Genomic DNA, 14,574 nt, shown 5'->3' with positions numbered 1-14,574 from the left:
CATCCGCCGTCCGGGGCGTCGTGGCGAGTGGAGCAGGGCCGGCGCGGTGGATCGGGGCCACCGGAGACGGGGCTGGACGTTCATGATCAGTTTCTCGGAGGGGATCGGTGCCACATACGGCACCGATCCCTTCCCGGACGACGATCATGGGTCCCGCCCACCCTGGAGCGTCCACGCCACGCGCAGCCGGTCGCGGACGCGGGGCCGGCGGAGTCGTCAAGCCACCGGCAGCCCGGCCGGTCCGGCCTTGCGCAGCTCCCGCGGAGGCCTCCCGAACCAGCGCCTCGACGCACGGGACAGCGCCGACTGCTCCGCCAGCCCGATCATCGCCGCGACCTGGGTGAACGGCAGGTCGGTCCGCAGGATCAGGCGCTCGGCGGTGTCCCGGCGGGCGTCGTCGACGACCTGCTCGAACGTCGTCCCCTCCACCGCGAGGTGACGTTGCAGCGTGCGGGGGTGCACCCGCAGCAGCCGGGCGACGGAGCCGATCCGCACCGGCCCAGACCCCAGCGACCGGTCGACGGCCGCCCGTACCCGGTCGGTGACGGTGCGCCCGGGCCGGTCGAAGTGGGTCTCCAGGTACTCGATGGCGATGGCGCGCACGGTCTCGTCGCCGCCGGCCAGCGGGCGTCGCACGAGGTCGGCGGGCACCCGCAGCACGGCGGCGGGCCGGTCGAAGCGGACCTCGGCGCCGAAGAACTCCCGGAAGCGGTCGGCGTCGGCGGGAGCGGTGTGCGGCAGGTGCACCGACCGCAGCCCGTAGGGCCCGCCCGACAGCAGCCCGACGATCCGGTGCAGCACCCCCACCCCCAGGTCGGCGACCTGCGGCGGGAGCGGGTCGGTGCTGCCGTACTCCAGCCCGGTCACCCCGGCGACGCCCTCCGGGTCGGCGACGGCGCCGATCGTCAGTGCCGGGCTGTGCACGTAGAGGTAGCGCGAGGCGCAGTCGAGCGCGTCGCCGAGGGTCGCCGAGTTCTGGACGGCGACGGCGAGCGGCCCGAGGATCTCCGGGCCCTGCCGCTGCGCGAGGCGCAGGCCCAGGTCGCCGCACCCGAGCTCGGCGGCCGCGGTCTCCAGCACCCGGGCCACCGACCGGGTCGGGACCAGCGCGTCCGGGTCGGTCCCCTCGACGGCGTCGATCGGGATGCGGAACCGCGCGAACAGCTCCGCTCCGTCGCCGCCCAGCTCGCCGACCAGCGCGACGAGCCCCCGCAACGCCCTCGCCCGGGTGAGTGATCCGGTGCCCATGTCGTACGAGGGTAAGTTGTTGTCGCGCCGAGTCAAGTTACTCCGGGTAGGTTTGGGGCAGACTGGATCTCGGTCGAAGAGGTAGTCAGCGCGGACGCGCCCGATGAGGAGGACCACATGACGCAGGCCGGCACGACGCCCGCTCCGGACAGCACCGCCGTCGAGCACCGCGACGTGATCATCGTCGGAGCCGGGCTCTCCGGCATCGGCGCCGCGGCCCGGCTGCACCAGGAGCTGCCCGGCAAGGACTACGCGATCCTCGAGGGCCGCGAGAACATCGGCGGCACCTGGGACCTGTTCCGCTACCCGGGCATCCGCTCGGACTCGGACATGTTCACCCTGGCCTACCCGTTCCGGCCGTGGCGCGAGCCGAAGTCGATCGCCGACGGCGCCGACATCCGCCGCTACATCACCGAGACCGCCCGCGAGTACGGCGTGACCGAGCGGATCCGCTTCGGCACGAAGGTCGTCGGTGCGTCCTGGGACTCGGCCACCGCGCGCTGGACGGTGGACACCACCACCGCGCAGGGCCCGAAGCGCTACACCTGCTCGTTCCTGTTCATGTGCTCGGGCTACTACGACTACGACAAGGGCTTCCAGCCGGAGTTCCCGGGCCGGGAGGACTTCGCCGGCACCTGGGTGCACCCGCAGTTCTGGCCGGAGGACCTCGACTACACCGGCAAGAAGGTCGTCGTCATCGGGTCCGGCGCCACCGCCGTCACGCTGATCCCCTCGCTGGCCGCGAAGGCCGGGCACGTCACGATGCTGCAGCGCTCGCCGTCGTACCTGACGGTGCTGCCCAGCAAGGACCCGGTCGCCGACCAGCTGCGCCGCTTCCTGCCCGCCACGGTCGCGCACGCGATCCTGCGCCTGCAGTACGTGACGCTGACCCAGGCGTTCTACCAGCTCGCGCGGCGCCGCCCGGAGCGTGTCAAGAAGGTGCTGCGCGGCCTCGCGCTGAAGTTCCTCAAGGACGAGTCCTACGTGGACAAGCACTTCACCCCGAGCTACGACCCGTGGGACCAGCGCCTGTGCGTCATCCCGGAGGGCGACTTCTACAAGTCGATCAATCGGGGTGAGGCCTCGGTCGTCACCGACCACATCGAGCGGATCACCGAGAAGGGCATCCGGCTCCGGTCGGGCGAGGAGCTGGAGGCCGACGTGATCGTCTCGGCGACCGGCCTGTCGCTGAGCCCGCTGGGCGGCATCACGATCCACGTCGACGGCGAGCAGGTCGACATCGGCAAGACCGTCACCTACCGCGGCCTGATGCTGTCGGGCCTGCCGAACCTGGCGTTCTGCATCGGCTACATCAACGCGTCCTGGACGCTGCGCGCCGACCTCGTCGCCCGCTACGTGCCCAAGCTGCTCGCGCTGATGGACCGCGAGCGGATCGCCGTCGCCACGCCGGCGCCGACCGCGTCCCCGGACCGGCCGCTGCTCGACATCGAGTCGAACTACGTGAAGCGCTCGGAGCACCTGTTCCCGCGCCAGGGCCGCAAGGACCCGTGGCGGCTGCACCAGAACTTCTTCCTCGACGCCGTCGGGCTCGGCCGCGCCGACCTCAAGCGGGACATGATCCTCACCCCCGCCTCGGCGCTGGGGGCCCGCGACGCCCGCGTCCCCACCCCGACCGCGTCCGGCATCGCCGCGGACAGGGCCGCCACCCCGGCGACCGCACAGCAGGAGGTGGCCTCCTGATGGCCCGCTCACCGTTCCGCTTCGCCGAGGGCACCGCCGTCGTCACCGGTGCCGCCGGTGGCATGGGCGAGCACGTGGCCCGACTGCTCGCCGAGCGCGGCAGCGACCTCGTGCTCGTCGACCGCGACGGCGACCGGCTCGGCACCGTCGCGTCGGCGATCCGCGCGAAGCACCCCGGCCTGTCGGTGACCACCGAGACCGTCGACCTGGCCGACCGTGACGCCGTCGACGCGCTGTCGAGCCGGATCCTCGCCGGTCACCCGGAGATCAGGCTGCTGGTCAACAACGCCGGCGTCGCGCTCGGCGGGGACTTCGCCCGGCTGACCCTCGACGAGTTCGACTGGGTCATGGACGTCAACTTCCGCGCGCCGGTGCGGCTGACCCACGCCCTGCTGCCCGCGCTGACCGCACGGCCCGGCGCGCACGTGGTCAACGTGTCCAGCCTGTTCGGGCTGATCGCCCCGCCCGGGCAGTCGGCGTACTCGTCGTCGAAGTTCGCGATCCGCGGCTTCTCCGAGGCGCTGCGCGCCGAGCTCGCCCAGGTCGGCACCACCGTCACCACGGTGCACCCGGGCGGCATCAGGACCGGGATCGCCGCCGGCGCCCGGGTCGGGGTCAACATCCCGGCCGAGGAGGCCGAGCGCGGCAAGAAGGACTTCGAGAAGCTGCTGACCTTCCCCGCGGAGAAGGCCGCCGAGCTGATCGTCGACGCGATCGCGAAGCGCCGCCCGCGGCTGCTCATCGGGATCAGCGCGAAGGTCCCGGACCTGCTGGCCCGGCTCGCCCCGGCGAACAGCATCCGGATCTTCGCGAAGCTGGTGGGCGCCTCCGGGAACGCGAAGGCGGCGCGCACGCGATGACCCTCCCGCAGACCCGCTTCGTCGACGTCGGCGGCACCCGGATCCGGGTCCGCGAGACCGGCGACCCCGCCGGTGAGCCGGTCCTGCTGCTGCACGGGATCGGCCGCAGCCTGGAGGACTGGGACCCGCAGCACGAGTTCCTGTCCCGGTACCGGGTGGTCGCGCTCGACCTGGCCGGGTTCGGCCACTCCGACCGGGTGCCCGGCCCGGCGACGCTGGAGAAGCTCGCCGACACCGCGCTCGCCACCCTCGACGCGCTCGGCGAGACCCGCCCGGCGCACGTCATGGGCAACTCGCTCGGCGGCGCCGTCGCGCTGCTGATCTCCACCCGGCACCCCGAGCGGGTCGTCTCCCTGGTGCTGGCCGACCCCGCCGGGTTCGGTGCCGAGGTGACCCCGGCGCTGCGGGTCATCGGGGTGCCGCTGCTGGGCCGGTTCCTGCTCGGCCACCTGGACGCCAGGGCGGCGCGACGCTCGGAGCGGTCCCTGTTCGTCGACGGCTCCCTGGTCACCGACGAGCGGGTCGCCCGCGCCGTGGAGATCGCGCGGCGGCCGGAGTTCGCCCGGACCTTCGCCGAGGTCGCGGCCGAGCTGGGCACCGTCCGCGGGGTCCGGCCGGGCTGGCGGCGCGCGCTGCTCGACGCGTTCGCCCGCGCCCCGAAGCCGACCCTGGTCGTGTGGGGTGAGCGGGACCTGATCCTTCCCGCGGCCCAGCTGCGCGCGGCGGGCCGGCTCCCGCAGGTCACGACGCACGTGTTCGGCCGGGTGGGACACATGCCCCAGATCGAGGTGCCCGGCGCGTTCGCGACGCTGGCGTGCGATCACCTCGCCCGGGCGGGGCGGCGGACCAGCATCTCCAGCGACAGCCGCGCCGGAACCAGGTAGGGCAGGACCACGGCGGGCGGGCCGTGCACGGTCAGCCAGGTCCGGGTACCGGTCCCGGACGGCCGCACGCCGTGGTCCAGGCTCAGCCGCACCCGGTTCAGCGGGGAGGCACTGGCGCCGAGGGCGACGTCCCAGGCCCAGGTGCGGGCGCGCTCGTCGACCTCGGTGACCGCGAAGGACACCGTGACGCCGAGCGGGCCGCGGACCTGCCCGGTCACCCCGGGGCGTATCCGGTCCGCCGCGGTGTCGACACCGAGGATGTAGGGCGCCCACTCCGGCCAGCGGGCGGGCACGGCGTAGCGCTCCCAGACCTCGTCGGCGGGCTGCGGTCCGCGGGCGTGCAGTGTCAGGCGCATCGACGACGATCCTGACGGCTGCGCGCCCCCGCCGCGCGACGGGCCGGTTGCGGCCGTAGCGTCGGGTTCATGCGGATCGCCCCCTGGCTGGCCGCCCTGGTCACGCTCCCCCTGCTCGCCGCCTGCGGCACCGGCCCCAACCCGGTGACCAACGCGCTGTCCGGCGCCGAGGCCCCGGTCGCCGCGGCGGGCGCGGACCTGGTGCCGGTCACGGTGTCGGTGCCGCCCGGGGCCGCGACCGCCCCGTTCGACGAGCCCCGCGAGGCCCTCGTCCCGGCCGGGTGGACGGTGTCGGTGTTCGCCCGCGTCCCGAACGCCCGGCTGGCCGTCTGGACCCCGGACGGCGAGCTGCTCGTCTCGGTGCCCGACGACGGCCGGGTGCTGGCGCTGTCGCGCACCGGTGAGCAGCGGCCGTTGCTCGACGGGCTCACCCAGCCGCACGGGCTCGCGTTCTCCCCGGACGGCGGCACCCTCTACGTCGCCGAGTCGAACCAGGTGTCGGCGTACGCCTGGGCGCGCGGCGCGGCGACCGGGCGGCGGGTCGTCGTCCCCGGCCTGCCCGATGCCAACTCCCCCGACCTGCGTGGCGCCTACGGCCACGAGCTGAAGTCGGTCACCGTCGGTCCGGACGGCGCGGTCTACGTCTCGGTCGGGTCGACCGGCAACATCTCGGTCGCCGACCGGGACGCCACTCCCCCGCGCGCGTCGATCCTGCGGATGCCGCCCACCGGCGGGCCCGCCGCGCCGTTCGCGACCGGGGTCCGCAACGGCACCGGGCTGGCCACCGCGCCCGACGGGTCGGTCTGGACCGCGGTCAACGGCCGCGACAACGTGCCCTACCCCTACGACCGGCCCTACGGCGACGCCGGCGCCTCGTCGTTCGGGAAGGTCGTCGACGGCTACGTCACCGACCATCCGGCCGAGCCGCTGGCCCGCCTCACCCCGGGCCGCGAGCTGGGCTGGCCGTTCTGCAACCCGGACCCGGACACCGACCCGGGCGTCGCCGGCTCCGCGCAGGACTTCACCGACGTCGGTCTGGTCGCCGACGCCGAGCTGAACCCCGGCGGGCGCGCGATGGACTGTGCGGCGCTGGCCCCCGTGGAGCAGTCCTTCCCGGCGCACTCGGCACCGCTGGGGCTCTCGTTCACCGACGGGGTGCTGCCCGCGCCGTACGCGGCCGGGGCCCTGGCCGGGGTGCACGGCTCCTGGAACGCCGACCCGCCGAGGGCCCCCGAGGTGTCGTTCTTCCCCTGGCGGGACGGGCGCCTCGGCGCGCAACAGACGCTGGTCGGCGGGTTCCAGGACCCGTCCGGAGCGCGCTGGGGCAGGCCGGTCGCGGCCGTCGCCGGGCCGGACGGCGCGGTCTACGTGACCGACGACGACGCCGGTGCGGTCTACCGGGTGGCCCCGCCCGGACGGTGAGCACCCGCCCGTGACCGGGACCGCAGTCGGCCCGGCCGCCCGCGGCGCCGGGGTAGGTTCACCCCGGTCACCCGAGGGCGGACGACCGGGGAGGGTACGGGCCGATGCGGATCGTGGACTGGGCCGGCGACGACGAGGGCGGCCCGGCGGTGGTCCTGCTCGACCAGCGCGCACTGCCCGGCGCGACCGAGCACCTGTACCTGCGCACCGTCGACGAGCTGATCGAGGCGATCCGGTCGCTGGCCGTGCGCGGTGCCCCGAGCCTGGGCATCACCGGCGCCTTCGGGGTCGCGCTGGCCGCGCACCTGCACGGCACGGCGACGCCGGTCGCCGTCGCCGCGGTGCGGGCCGCGGCCGAGCGGATCGCCGTCGCCCGGCCCACCGCCGTCCCGCTGGGGCTGGGGGTGGCCCGGGCCCTGGAGGCGCTCGACGACGGCCCGGCCGCGGTGCTCGCGCAGGCCCGCGCCGTCGCCGCGGAGGCCGCGCGGGTCAACGCCGCGGCGACCGCCCGGGCCGCGGACCTGGCGCAGGAGCTGTGCGCGGACCGCCCGCTGCGGGCGCTGACGGTGTGCAACACCGGCCCCCTGGCCACCGGCGACGGCGGCACCGCGCTGGGGGCGGTCCTGCGGCTGCACGAGCGCGGCGCACTGGCCGAGGTGCTGGCGTGCGAGACGCGCCCGCTGCTGCAGGGCGCGCGGCTGACCGTCTGGGAGCTCGCCGCGGCCGGGGCGCCGCACCGGCTGTGCGTCGACTCGGCCGGTCCCGCGGCGATCGCGTCCGGGCTGGTCGACGCGGTGTTCGTCGGTGCCGACCGGATCGCGGCCAACGGCGACGTCGCGAACAAGATCGGGACCTACATGCTGGCCTGCGCCGCGGCCCGGTCCGGGATCCCGTTCGTGGTGGTCGCGCCGGAGGAGACGATCGACCCGCACACCCCGACCGGGGCCGACATCGTCGTCGAGCAGCGGGGGGCCGAGGAGGTCCGTGAGCACGGCGGCACCCTGCTCACCCTGCCCGGGACCCCGGTCTACAACCCGGCGTTCGACGTGACGCCGTTCGACCTGGTGACCGCGATCGTCACCGAGGAGCGGGCGTGGGGACCGGGCTCGTCGCCCGCACCTTCGACCGCTGGGCCGCGAACCGCCCTCGCACCGCGCTGATCTCGGCGTCGGGCAGCAGCCGCGGCTCGCCGACGGCGCGGGCGCGCAGCCAGACGTCGCAGAGCCACTCCAGCTGGCGGGCGCCGTCGTAGGCGGCGCCGAGGGTGTCGCCGAGCACGAGCGTGCCGTGGTGGCCGAGGACGACGGCGGTGGACTCCCCCAGCGCCGCGAGCGCGTTCACGACCAGCTCACGGCTGCCGAACGGCGCGTACTCCGACACCCGCACGCCGTCGCCGAACATCGCGAGCTGGTAGTGCACGGCCGGGACGTGGTCGGACAGCGTCGACAGCGCGACCGCCGCCGGGGAGTGCGTGTGGACCACCGCGCCGGTGCCGGGCCGGGCCTGCGCGGCCACGTGCAGCGCGAGCTCGCTGGTCGGCTCCCGGGTGCCGTCGACGAGCGTGCCCTCCGCATCGACGAGCACGACGTCCGCGGCGGTCATCGTCTCGTAGTCCACACCGGACGGGGTGACCGCGATCAGGTCCCCGGTGCGCAGCGACAGGTTCCCCGAGGTGCCGACGACGAGTCCGTCGCGGACCATCCGGCGGGACCAGGTGCAGAGCAGATCGCGGGCGGGGGTGTGGTCGTGGGGCACCCGGGCAGGATCCCACGCCCACCCGACCGGGGGTCACACCTCCGGGTCGACCCGTGCCCGTCGGGGCGCGCCGGGTGCCGCCGGGGCCGCAGGATCGTGCCACCGCGGACGCCGGGCTCGGCCGGGACGCCACGCGGAGGGCGGTAGGACCCCGACCGCGCCGGCCCCCGGCGCAGGAAGCGAGCACATCGTGAGGACCGCCCTGCGTGCCGCCACCACCGCGGCGGGCGCCGTCGCCGCCGCACTCGCCCTGGCCGCCGTCACCGCCGGGACGGCGTCGGCGCAGCCCGCGCCGCCCGCCGAGCCGCCGCTGAGCCCCGCCAACCAGGCCGCCCAGTTCGCCTGCCTGCAGAAGTACCTGGACTTCGGGGCGCTGCCGGGGCAGTCGCTGGAGGACCCGGTGGCGTTCTCGCTGCTGGTCGCGAAGGCCGCCCAGGAGTGCGACGCGGTCCGGGCACCGGCCGCTCCCGCCGCCCCGGTCCCGGGGGCCTGACCGCGGGTCAGAGCAGGTCGCTGCGGCTGAGCACCCCGACCAGCACGTCCTCGGCGTCGACGACCGGGACGACCCGGAACCCGCGCCGGGACAGCAGGTCCTCGGCGTCGGTGAGCGGGTCGCCCGGGTGCACGACCTCGACGTCGCGGGTCATCACCTCCGAGACGGTGCGGGCCCGCAGCCGCCGGCCGCCGTCCAGGGAGCCGTGCATGAGGTCGGCCTCGGAGACGATGCCCAGCAGGTGGTCCCGGTCGTCGACGACCGGGACCGCGGTGAACCGGTAGGACAGCAGGACCTCGGCGGTCTCGTCGAGGGCCAGCTCCTGCGGGATCGCGACCAGCCCGCCGTCGGTCATCACGTCCGCGACCCGCAGCGACGACGTCGGCCGGCCGCCGATCCGGCCCGCACCGCGCGGCGCCATCGCCTCCGGCAGCGGCGCCACCGGCACGACACCGCCGATCCGGCGGGCGGTGCGGCGCAGCCGCCCACCGGAGTGCCGGTGCCGCAGCAGGTCGCTGCGGGTGATCACACCGACCAGGATGCCCTTGTCGACGACGGGCACCAGCCGCAGCTCGCCGTAGACCCGCATGCGGTGCGCGACGATCGAGACGTTCGTCGTCGGGAGCACCGACACGACCTGCTCGGTCATCGCGTCGCCGACGACGGCGTGCGGGTCGTCGCGGTGGCGCAGCACGTCGACCAGCGAGATCACCCCGACCAGGGAGAACCGCCGGTCGACCACGGGCAGGGCGGAGAACCGGGACTCCGCCATCCGCTCCTGCGCCCGGGCCAGCGGTGCGTCCGCCCAGATCATGACGACGCGTTCGGTCATGACATCGCGGGCACGCACCACCATGGACGCACCGTAACCACGGCGACGGTGCGTCCGCCATCGCTCACCGTTCGAGGTGGCCGAACCGGTGCCGGGTGCGGCTGACCGCCTGCTCCCGCAGCACGGACGGCATCTCCCGGCGTCCGTCCAGCACCACCGGGGTGTCCACGACCGACGCGCCCACCTGGGCGGCGGCCGCCCGCAGACCGTCGGGCACGGTGCCCAGGGCCCGGATCCGCTCGCCCGCGACGGGGACGAGCCCGTCGCCGCCGTGCACCCCGCCGGGGACCTCGCCCGGCGGGATCCCCGGCCCGTGCAGCCGGACCGGCACCCCCGCGGTGGCCGCGGCGAGCAGCACCCGCAGGACGTCGGCGCGGGCGGCACCGACGCCGCACCACAGCGTCGCCGACGGGGCGGGCCGGTAGCGGAACACGTTGGACTCCGCGGCCAGCCCGGTCGGGTCGTGCTCGACCCCGAACTCGGTGTCCCACGCGCGGGCGTCGGAGGCGGCGGCGCGGGCGAGGCGGTCGCGGGCGGCCGGGTCGAGGTCGGCCGCCGCGGCCAGGACGCGGTCCGCGGCCGGGCCGGACGTCGGTCCCGGCCCGGGGAGGTCGCCGTCGTGCCAGGTACCGAACTGGGCGACGTAGTTGGGTCCACCGGGCTTGGCACCCGGGCCGAGCACCGAGCCCTTCCAGCCGCCGAAGGACTGGCGCTGCACGATCGCGCCGGTGATGTGCCGGTTGACGTAGGCGTTGCCGACCTCGACGCGGTCGAGCCAGTGCGCGATCTCGTCGGAGTCCAGGGAGTGGATGCCGCCGGTGAGGCCGAAGCCGGTGTCGTTCTGCCAGGCGATCGCCTCGTCGAGGTCGCGGGCTGCCATCAGGCCGAGCACCGGGCCGAAGCACTCGGTGCGGTGGAACCAGCTGCCCGGCGACACCCAGGCCCGCACGCCCGGTGTCCACACCGTCTCCGAGACCCGGCGCGGGCGCACCAGCCACCGCTCCCCCGGCTCCAGCGTGGTGAGCGCCCGGTGCAGCTTCGCCGAGGGCGCCTCGATGAGCGGGCCCATGGTCGTCGCGAGGTCGGTTCCCGGGCCGACGTGCAGGGTGGTGACGGCGTCGACGAGCTGGCGGCGCAGCCGCCTCCCGGTGGCCGAGCCGGTCGCGGCGGGGCCGACGAGGATGGCCAGCGACGCCGCGGAGCACTTCTGCCCGGCGTGCCCGAACGCCGAGCGCACGAGGTCGGCGACGGCGAGGTCCGGGTCGGCGGCGGGGGTGATGACCAGTGCGTTCTTGCCGCTGGTCTCGGCGACGAGGTTCAGGTCGGGCCGCCAGGACCGGAACAGCGCGGCCGTCTCCGACGAGCCGGTGAGCACGACGCGGTCGATCCCGGGGTGGGTGACGAGCCGGCGTCCGGCGTCGGCCTCGTCGGTGGGCAGCAGCTGCAGTGCCTCGCGCGGGATCCCGCCGCGGTGCAGCGCGGCCACGCCGGCCTCGGCGCACTCGCGGACCTGCGGGGCGGGCTTGAGCAGCACCGGGGCGCCCGCGGCGAGCGCGGCGAGGCAGCCGCCGAGCGGGATCGCGACCGGGAAGTTCCAGGGCGGGGTCACGACCACGACCCGGTCCGGGGTGAACGGGGCGCCGTCGAGCTCGGCGGCGCGCTCGGCGTAGTAGGCGGCGAAGTCGACGGCCTCGGAGATCTCGGGGTCGGCCTCGGCGACGGTCTTGCCCGCCTCGTGCAGCATCACCGACAGCAGCGTGCCGCGGGCGGCGGCCAGCGCGCGGGCGGCGCGGTGCAGCGTCGCGGCCCGCTCCGCGGCGGGGACGTCGCGCCAGCCGCAGGTGCGGGCGCGCTCGACCGCGGCGTCGACCGCGGCCGGGTCGGTGACGACGGGGACCTCGGTCCGGGCGACGGCGGTCGTCGCGGCGCGACGGGCCCACTCCCGGTTCGCGGGCAGTGACGGGTCGGTGTCGGGCTCGGCGCGGAACCCGGCCGGCACCGGGTCCCCGGGCAGCGGGCCGTCGGTCCCGACGGGTGCGGACACGGTGCGGTCCTGGGTGCGGCGCGGGGTGTCGGCGACGGCGTCGCGGTCGCGCACCGAGGCGAGGAACCGCTCCTGGTAGGTCGCCGGACCGCCCGATCCGGGGGCGAACAGCGTGTACAGGTAGCCCTCCGGCGAGGCGTTCTCCTCCAGTCGCCGGACCAGGTACGACACGGCGGTGTCGAAGTCGCCGCGGTGCACGACGGGGGTGTAGAGCACCAGCTGCGAGCCCGGCCCGGACTCCGGCAGGTCGCCCGCGACGGCGTCGGCGAACGCGGGGGCCATGCCCTGCAGCATCTCCAGGTCCAGCTGGGCCCGGGCACCGCGGGCGTCGGCCAGCTCCAGGGCGAGCGCGACGTGGTGCAGGTGGTGCGACGCGACGCCCAGGCGCATCCCGTCGGCGTGCGGGCCGCCGATGCCGCGGTCGAGGAGCCGGACGTAGTTGGCGTCGACCTCGGCCTTGGTGGCGTACGGCGCCTGCGGCCAGTCGTGCAGCTCGGCGTCGACCCGTTCCATCGCCAGGTTCGCGCCCTTGACCAGGCGCACCTTGATCGGCGCCCCGCCCGCGGCGGCACGGCGGGCGGCGAACTCCCCGAGCTCGTCGAGCGCGGCGACGGAGTCGGGCAGGTAGGCCTGCAGGACGATCCCGGCGGGCAGGTCGTGGAACTCCGGGCGCGCCAGCAGCGTGGTGAACAGCACGACGGTGAGGTGGAGGTCCTTGTACTCCTCCATGTCGAGGTTCACGAACACGCCGTGCTCGCGGGCGGCCCGGTAGAGCGGCAGCAGCCGGTCCACGAGCAGGTCGCGGCTGCCCTCGAGGTCCCACGGCACGAGCTGGGCGACGACCGAGGACGCCTTCACCGACACGTGGTCGACGCCCGGCCGGCGCAGCAGCGCGATCGTGCGGGCGAGGCGCCGGTCCGCCTCGTCGTGGCCGAGGACGGCCTCGCCGAGCAGGTTGAGGTTCAGCCGGTGCCCGTCGCGCCGGGCCGCGGCGAGGCGGCGGTCCAGGCCGCGCCCGCCCGCGTCGACGATCAGGTGCCCGACCAGGCTGCGCAGCCGCGACCGCGCCGCGGGCACGACGACGTGCGGCAGCGCCGTCGCCAGCCGGCCGCCGGCCCGCAGCAGCAACCGGTCGGTGCCGGTGACGAACGCGGGCAGTGCGGCGCCCGCCCCGGCGAGCCGGGCCAGCTCACGGGCCGCGACCCGGTCGTCGGCGGGGCGGGCGACGCGGTCGACGAAGCGCAGCGTGAAGTCGACCCCGGCGGGGTCGTGCATCAGCGCGGCCAGCCGCTGCGTCGGGTCCGCTCCGCGGCCGGAGCCCGACGACGGTGCGGTACCGGTGCGCTCGGTCCAGCGGCGGACGCGCTCGACGGCGCGCCCGGTCAGCGCGTCGTCGAGGGCGGGGACGGGGTGGGTGGGGTGCACGCTCACCCGCCCAGTCTGGACCCGCTGTCAGGACCGTGTCACGTCGACGGTGCTGACAATCCGGTGACGACCGTGGTCAGGACTCCGTGAGATCGGTGCCGGGCAGCGGCCCGAGCAGGGCGAACGCATCCAGATAGGGCTCGACGTCGCCGCGCTCGGTCCAGGCCCGCAGCTGCGCCGCCGACCGGCGGGTGACCAGGGCACGGGCCAGCTCGAAGTCCGGGGCCCGCACGACGACCGCAGCCCCCGCCTCGTCGCCCGCGGACACCCAGCGGCGGCCGTCACCGACCAGGGCGATCGACGCCCGGTCCCCGACCGCGCCGGCGAACCGGCCCAGGAACGTGTCCATGACCGCGTAGAGGCCGGGGGTGTGCTGCCCGCCGGGCTCGCGCAGGGCACCGCGCAGGTCCTGCTCGTGGATGATCACGTCGCCGAGCGGGCGGGTGTTGTGGGCCGCCATCCAGTCGCGCAGCGGGCCGGTCAGCGACTCCCACTCCGCGACGAGTGCCGCCACGTCGTGGTCACGCCGCGCCCGCACCTGCCGGTCCGTCCACTCCTCGTTGTGGTCGTCGGGCTCGTCGCCACGCACCACGTCCGCACCCAGGCCGACCATGTGCGAGAACAGGTCGCGCACCGTCCAGTCCGGGCAGGACGGGACCCTCAGCTCCGCGCGCTCGGGCGGCAGATCCCGCACCAGGTCGATGACCCGGCGTTGCGCCCGGGTCCACTCCTCGATCTCGTCGATACCGCTCACGGGCACCGATCCCACCACGACCGGGGCCCCTGTGCCGTCCCGTGGGTGTTTTGCCTGGACCGAGCCCGGGCACCTGGGGATCATCGAACCGGACACGACGGCGACGACGGTCACGGCGACTCCGCCGGACGGCACCGCCGGCACCGGGAACCACCCGGTGCGTCGGTGAGGAGAGGACGAGCGTGAGCAGCCCACCCCCGTACCCGGGTCGCCCCGGGGACCCGCAGGACCCGCACAACCTGGACCAGCCGACGCAGCAGAACCAGCCCTACGGCGGGCAGCAGTACGGCGAACAGCCCGGTCAGCCGTACGGGCAGCAGCAGTACGGACAGCAGCAGTACGGCGCGCAGGGCCACGACCCGGCCGCCTACCCGGACCGTCCGCCCGCCGGGCCGCCGGGGTGGCCGCAGGGCGGGGCGCCCACGACCCCGCCGCGCAACGGCATCGGGATCGCCGCGCTGGTGCTCGGCATCCTCGCCGTGCTGCTCGGGTTCTTCCTGGTCGGCGCCCTGTTCGGTGTCGTCGCGGTCGCGCTCGGCATCGTCGGGATCAGCCGGGCGTCCAAGGGCGCCGCCACCAACCGCGGGGTCGCGATCACCGGGCTCGTGCTCGGTCTGGTCGGCATCGTCATCGCGATCGCCGTCGTCGCCTTCGGTCTCAGCGTGTTCAACCAGGTCGGCGGGGACGAGTACGTCAGCTGCGTGCAACAGGCGGGCACCGACCAGTCCGCGATCGCGCAGTGCCAGCAGGACTTCGAGGACCGCCTCCAGGGGCAGCTGGACCAGGACGGCAACTGAGCC

General features: G+C 75.5%; 13 protein-coding genes. 7 read left to right on the top strand and 6 right to left on the bottom strand.

Translation table 11 applies throughout. The annotated features are described in order from the left end of the window. Positions 1-216 precede the first annotated feature (216 nt). Positions 217-1,248: an AraC family transcriptional regulator ligand-binding domain-containing protein gene (locus ZF1_RS13555; RefSeq protein ID WP_482637426.1), complete on the bottom strand. Its 1,032-nt coding sequence runs from the start codon at positions 1,246-1,248 to the stop codon at positions 217-219. A 117-nt stretch (positions 1,249-1,365) separates the two neighbouring features. Here ZF1_RS13555 and ZF1_RS13550 point away from each other — a divergent pair, with 117 nt between their 5' ends. Genes ZF1_RS13550 through ZF1_RS13540 form a run of 3 tightly spaced genes read left to right on the top strand, consistent with a single transcriptional unit; the run spans position 1,366 to position 4,693 of the window. Then, positions 1,366-2,949: a flavin-containing monooxygenase gene (locus ZF1_RS13550; RefSeq protein WP_405417250.1), complete on the top strand. Its 1,584-nt coding sequence runs from the start codon at positions 1,366-1,368 to the stop codon at positions 2,947-2,949. After that, positions 2,949-3,809 carry an SDR family NAD(P)-dependent oxidoreductase gene (locus ZF1_RS13545; protein ID WP_224402586.1) on the top strand — a complete coding sequence of 287 codons (861 nt, stop codon included), beginning with the start codon at positions 2,949-2,951 and terminating at the stop codon, positions 3,807-3,809. The genes ZF1_RS13550 and ZF1_RS13545 overlap by 1 nt, the downstream gene beginning before the upstream one ends. Continuing rightward, positions 3,806-4,693 (top strand): alpha/beta fold hydrolase, encoded by an 888-nt coding sequence (locus ZF1_RS13540; protein WP_208825609.1) that lies wholly within the window; start codon positions 3,806-3,808, stop codon positions 4,691-4,693. Before ZF1_RS13545 ends, ZF1_RS13540 begins: the two co-directional genes overlap by 4 nt. On the opposite strand, the gene ZF1_RS13535 is transcribed toward ZF1_RS13540, so the two are convergent. Beyond that, positions 4,630-5,049, bottom strand: a complete 420-nt coding sequence (locus ZF1_RS13535) for an SRPBCC family protein (protein ID WP_482637425.1) — start codon at positions 5,047-5,049, stop codon at positions 4,630-4,632. The two genes, ZF1_RS13540 and ZF1_RS13535, sit on opposite strands and share 64 nt — an antisense overlap. 69 nt (positions 5,050-5,118) lie before the next feature. Here ZF1_RS13535 and ZF1_RS13530 point away from each other — a divergent pair, with 69 nt between their 5' ends. Beyond that, positions 5,119-6,471: a PQQ-dependent sugar dehydrogenase gene (locus ZF1_RS13530; RefSeq protein ID WP_482637424.1), complete on the top strand. Its 1,353-nt coding sequence runs from the start codon at positions 5,119-5,121 to the stop codon at positions 6,469-6,471. Between the two features lie 104 nt (positions 6,472-6,575). Next, positions 6,576-7,631, top strand: a complete 1,056-nt coding sequence (gene mtnA, locus ZF1_RS13525; RefSeq protein WP_482637423.1) for an S-methyl-5-thioribose-1-phosphate isomerase — start codon at positions 6,576-6,578, stop codon at positions 7,629-7,631. Here mtnA and ZF1_RS13520 read toward each other — a convergent pair. Further along, positions 7,549-8,226 (bottom strand): class II aldolase/adducin family protein, encoded by a 678-nt coding sequence (locus ZF1_RS13520; RefSeq protein WP_482637422.1) that lies wholly within the window; start codon positions 8,224-8,226, stop codon positions 7,549-7,551. The two genes, mtnA and ZF1_RS13520, sit on opposite strands and share 83 nt — an antisense overlap. Before the next feature lie 190 nt (positions 8,227-8,416). Between ZF1_RS13520 and ZF1_RS13515 the strand changes: the two genes are divergently transcribed. Further along, on the top strand, positions 8,417-8,719 hold the full coding sequence (locus ZF1_RS13515; protein WP_482637421.1) for a hypothetical protein: 303 nt from the start codon (positions 8,417-8,419) through the stop codon (positions 8,717-8,719). A gap of 7 nt (positions 8,720-8,726) precedes the next feature. On the opposite strand, the gene ZF1_RS13510 is transcribed toward ZF1_RS13515, so the two are convergent. The 3 genes from ZF1_RS13510 to ZF1_RS13500 all read right to left on the bottom strand — a co-directional run bounded on the left by ZF1_RS13510 (position 8,727) and on the right by ZF1_RS13500 (position 13,774). Beyond that, positions 8,727-9,575 (bottom strand): CBS domain-containing protein, encoded by an 849-nt coding sequence (locus tag ZF1_RS13510; RefSeq protein WP_482637420.1) that lies wholly within the window; start codon positions 9,573-9,575, stop codon positions 8,727-8,729. Positions 9,576-9,615: 40 nt separating this feature from the next. Continuing rightward, positions 9,616-13,026 (bottom strand): proline dehydrogenase family protein, encoded by a 3,411-nt coding sequence (locus ZF1_RS13505; protein WP_482637419.1) that lies wholly within the window; start codon positions 13,024-13,026, stop codon positions 9,616-9,618. 70 nt (positions 13,027-13,096) lie between these two features. After that, a complete protein-coding gene (locus tag ZF1_RS13500) occupies positions 13,097-13,774 on the bottom strand; it encodes a maleylpyruvate isomerase family mycothiol-dependent enzyme (RefSeq protein WP_482637418.1) in 678 nt (225 codons plus the stop codon). A gap of 182 nt (positions 13,775-13,956) precedes the next feature. On the opposite strand from ZF1_RS13500, the gene ZF1_RS13495 reads away from it, so the two are divergent. Beyond that, on the top strand, positions 13,957-14,571 hold the full coding sequence (locus tag ZF1_RS13495) for a DUF4190 domain-containing protein (RefSeq protein WP_482637417.1): 615 nt from the start codon (positions 13,957-13,959) through the stop codon (positions 14,569-14,571). Positions 14,572-14,574 lie beyond the last annotated feature (3 nt).

The sequence above is a fragment of the Pseudonocardia sp. ZF1 genome (assembly GCF_056835605.1).
The sequence above is the reverse complement of the archived record's forward strand: the minus strand, read 5'-3'. Positions and strand labels throughout refer to the sequence as shown.

What these genes read in the sequence shown, in the direction of transcription:
- ZF1_RS13530 (WP_482637424.1), top strand. Translation starts at nt 5,119, where the DNA reads ATGCGGATCGCCCCCTGGCTGGCCGCCCTGGTCACGCTCCCCCTGCTC.
- ZF1_RS13555 (WP_482637426.1), bottom strand. Translation starts at nt 1,248, where the DNA reads ATGGGCACCGGATCACTCACCCGGGCGAGGGCGTTGCGGGGGCTCGTC.
- ZF1_RS13550 (WP_405417250.1), top strand. Translation starts at nt 1,366, where the DNA reads ATGACGCAGGCCGGCACGACGCCCGCTCCGGACAGCACCGCCGTCGAG.
- ZF1_RS13510 (WP_482637420.1), bottom strand. Translation starts at nt 9,575, where the DNA reads ATGGTGGTGCGTGCCCGCGATGTCATGACCGAACGCGTCGTCATGATC.
- ZF1_RS13535 (WP_482637425.1), bottom strand. Translation starts at nt 5,049, where the DNA reads ATGCGCCTGACACTGCACGCCCGCGGACCGCAGCCCGCCGACGAGGTC.
- mtnA (WP_482637423.1), top strand. Translation starts at nt 6,576, where the DNA reads ATGCGGATCGTGGACTGGGCCGGCGACGACGAGGGCGGCCCGGCGGTG.
- ZF1_RS13545 (WP_224402586.1), top strand. Translation starts at nt 2,949, where the DNA reads ATGGCCCGCTCACCGTTCCGCTTCGCCGAGGGCACCGCCGTCGTCACC.
- ZF1_RS13540 (WP_208825609.1), top strand. Translation starts at nt 3,806, where the DNA reads ATGACCCTCCCGCAGACCCGCTTCGTCGACGTCGGCGGCACCCGGATC.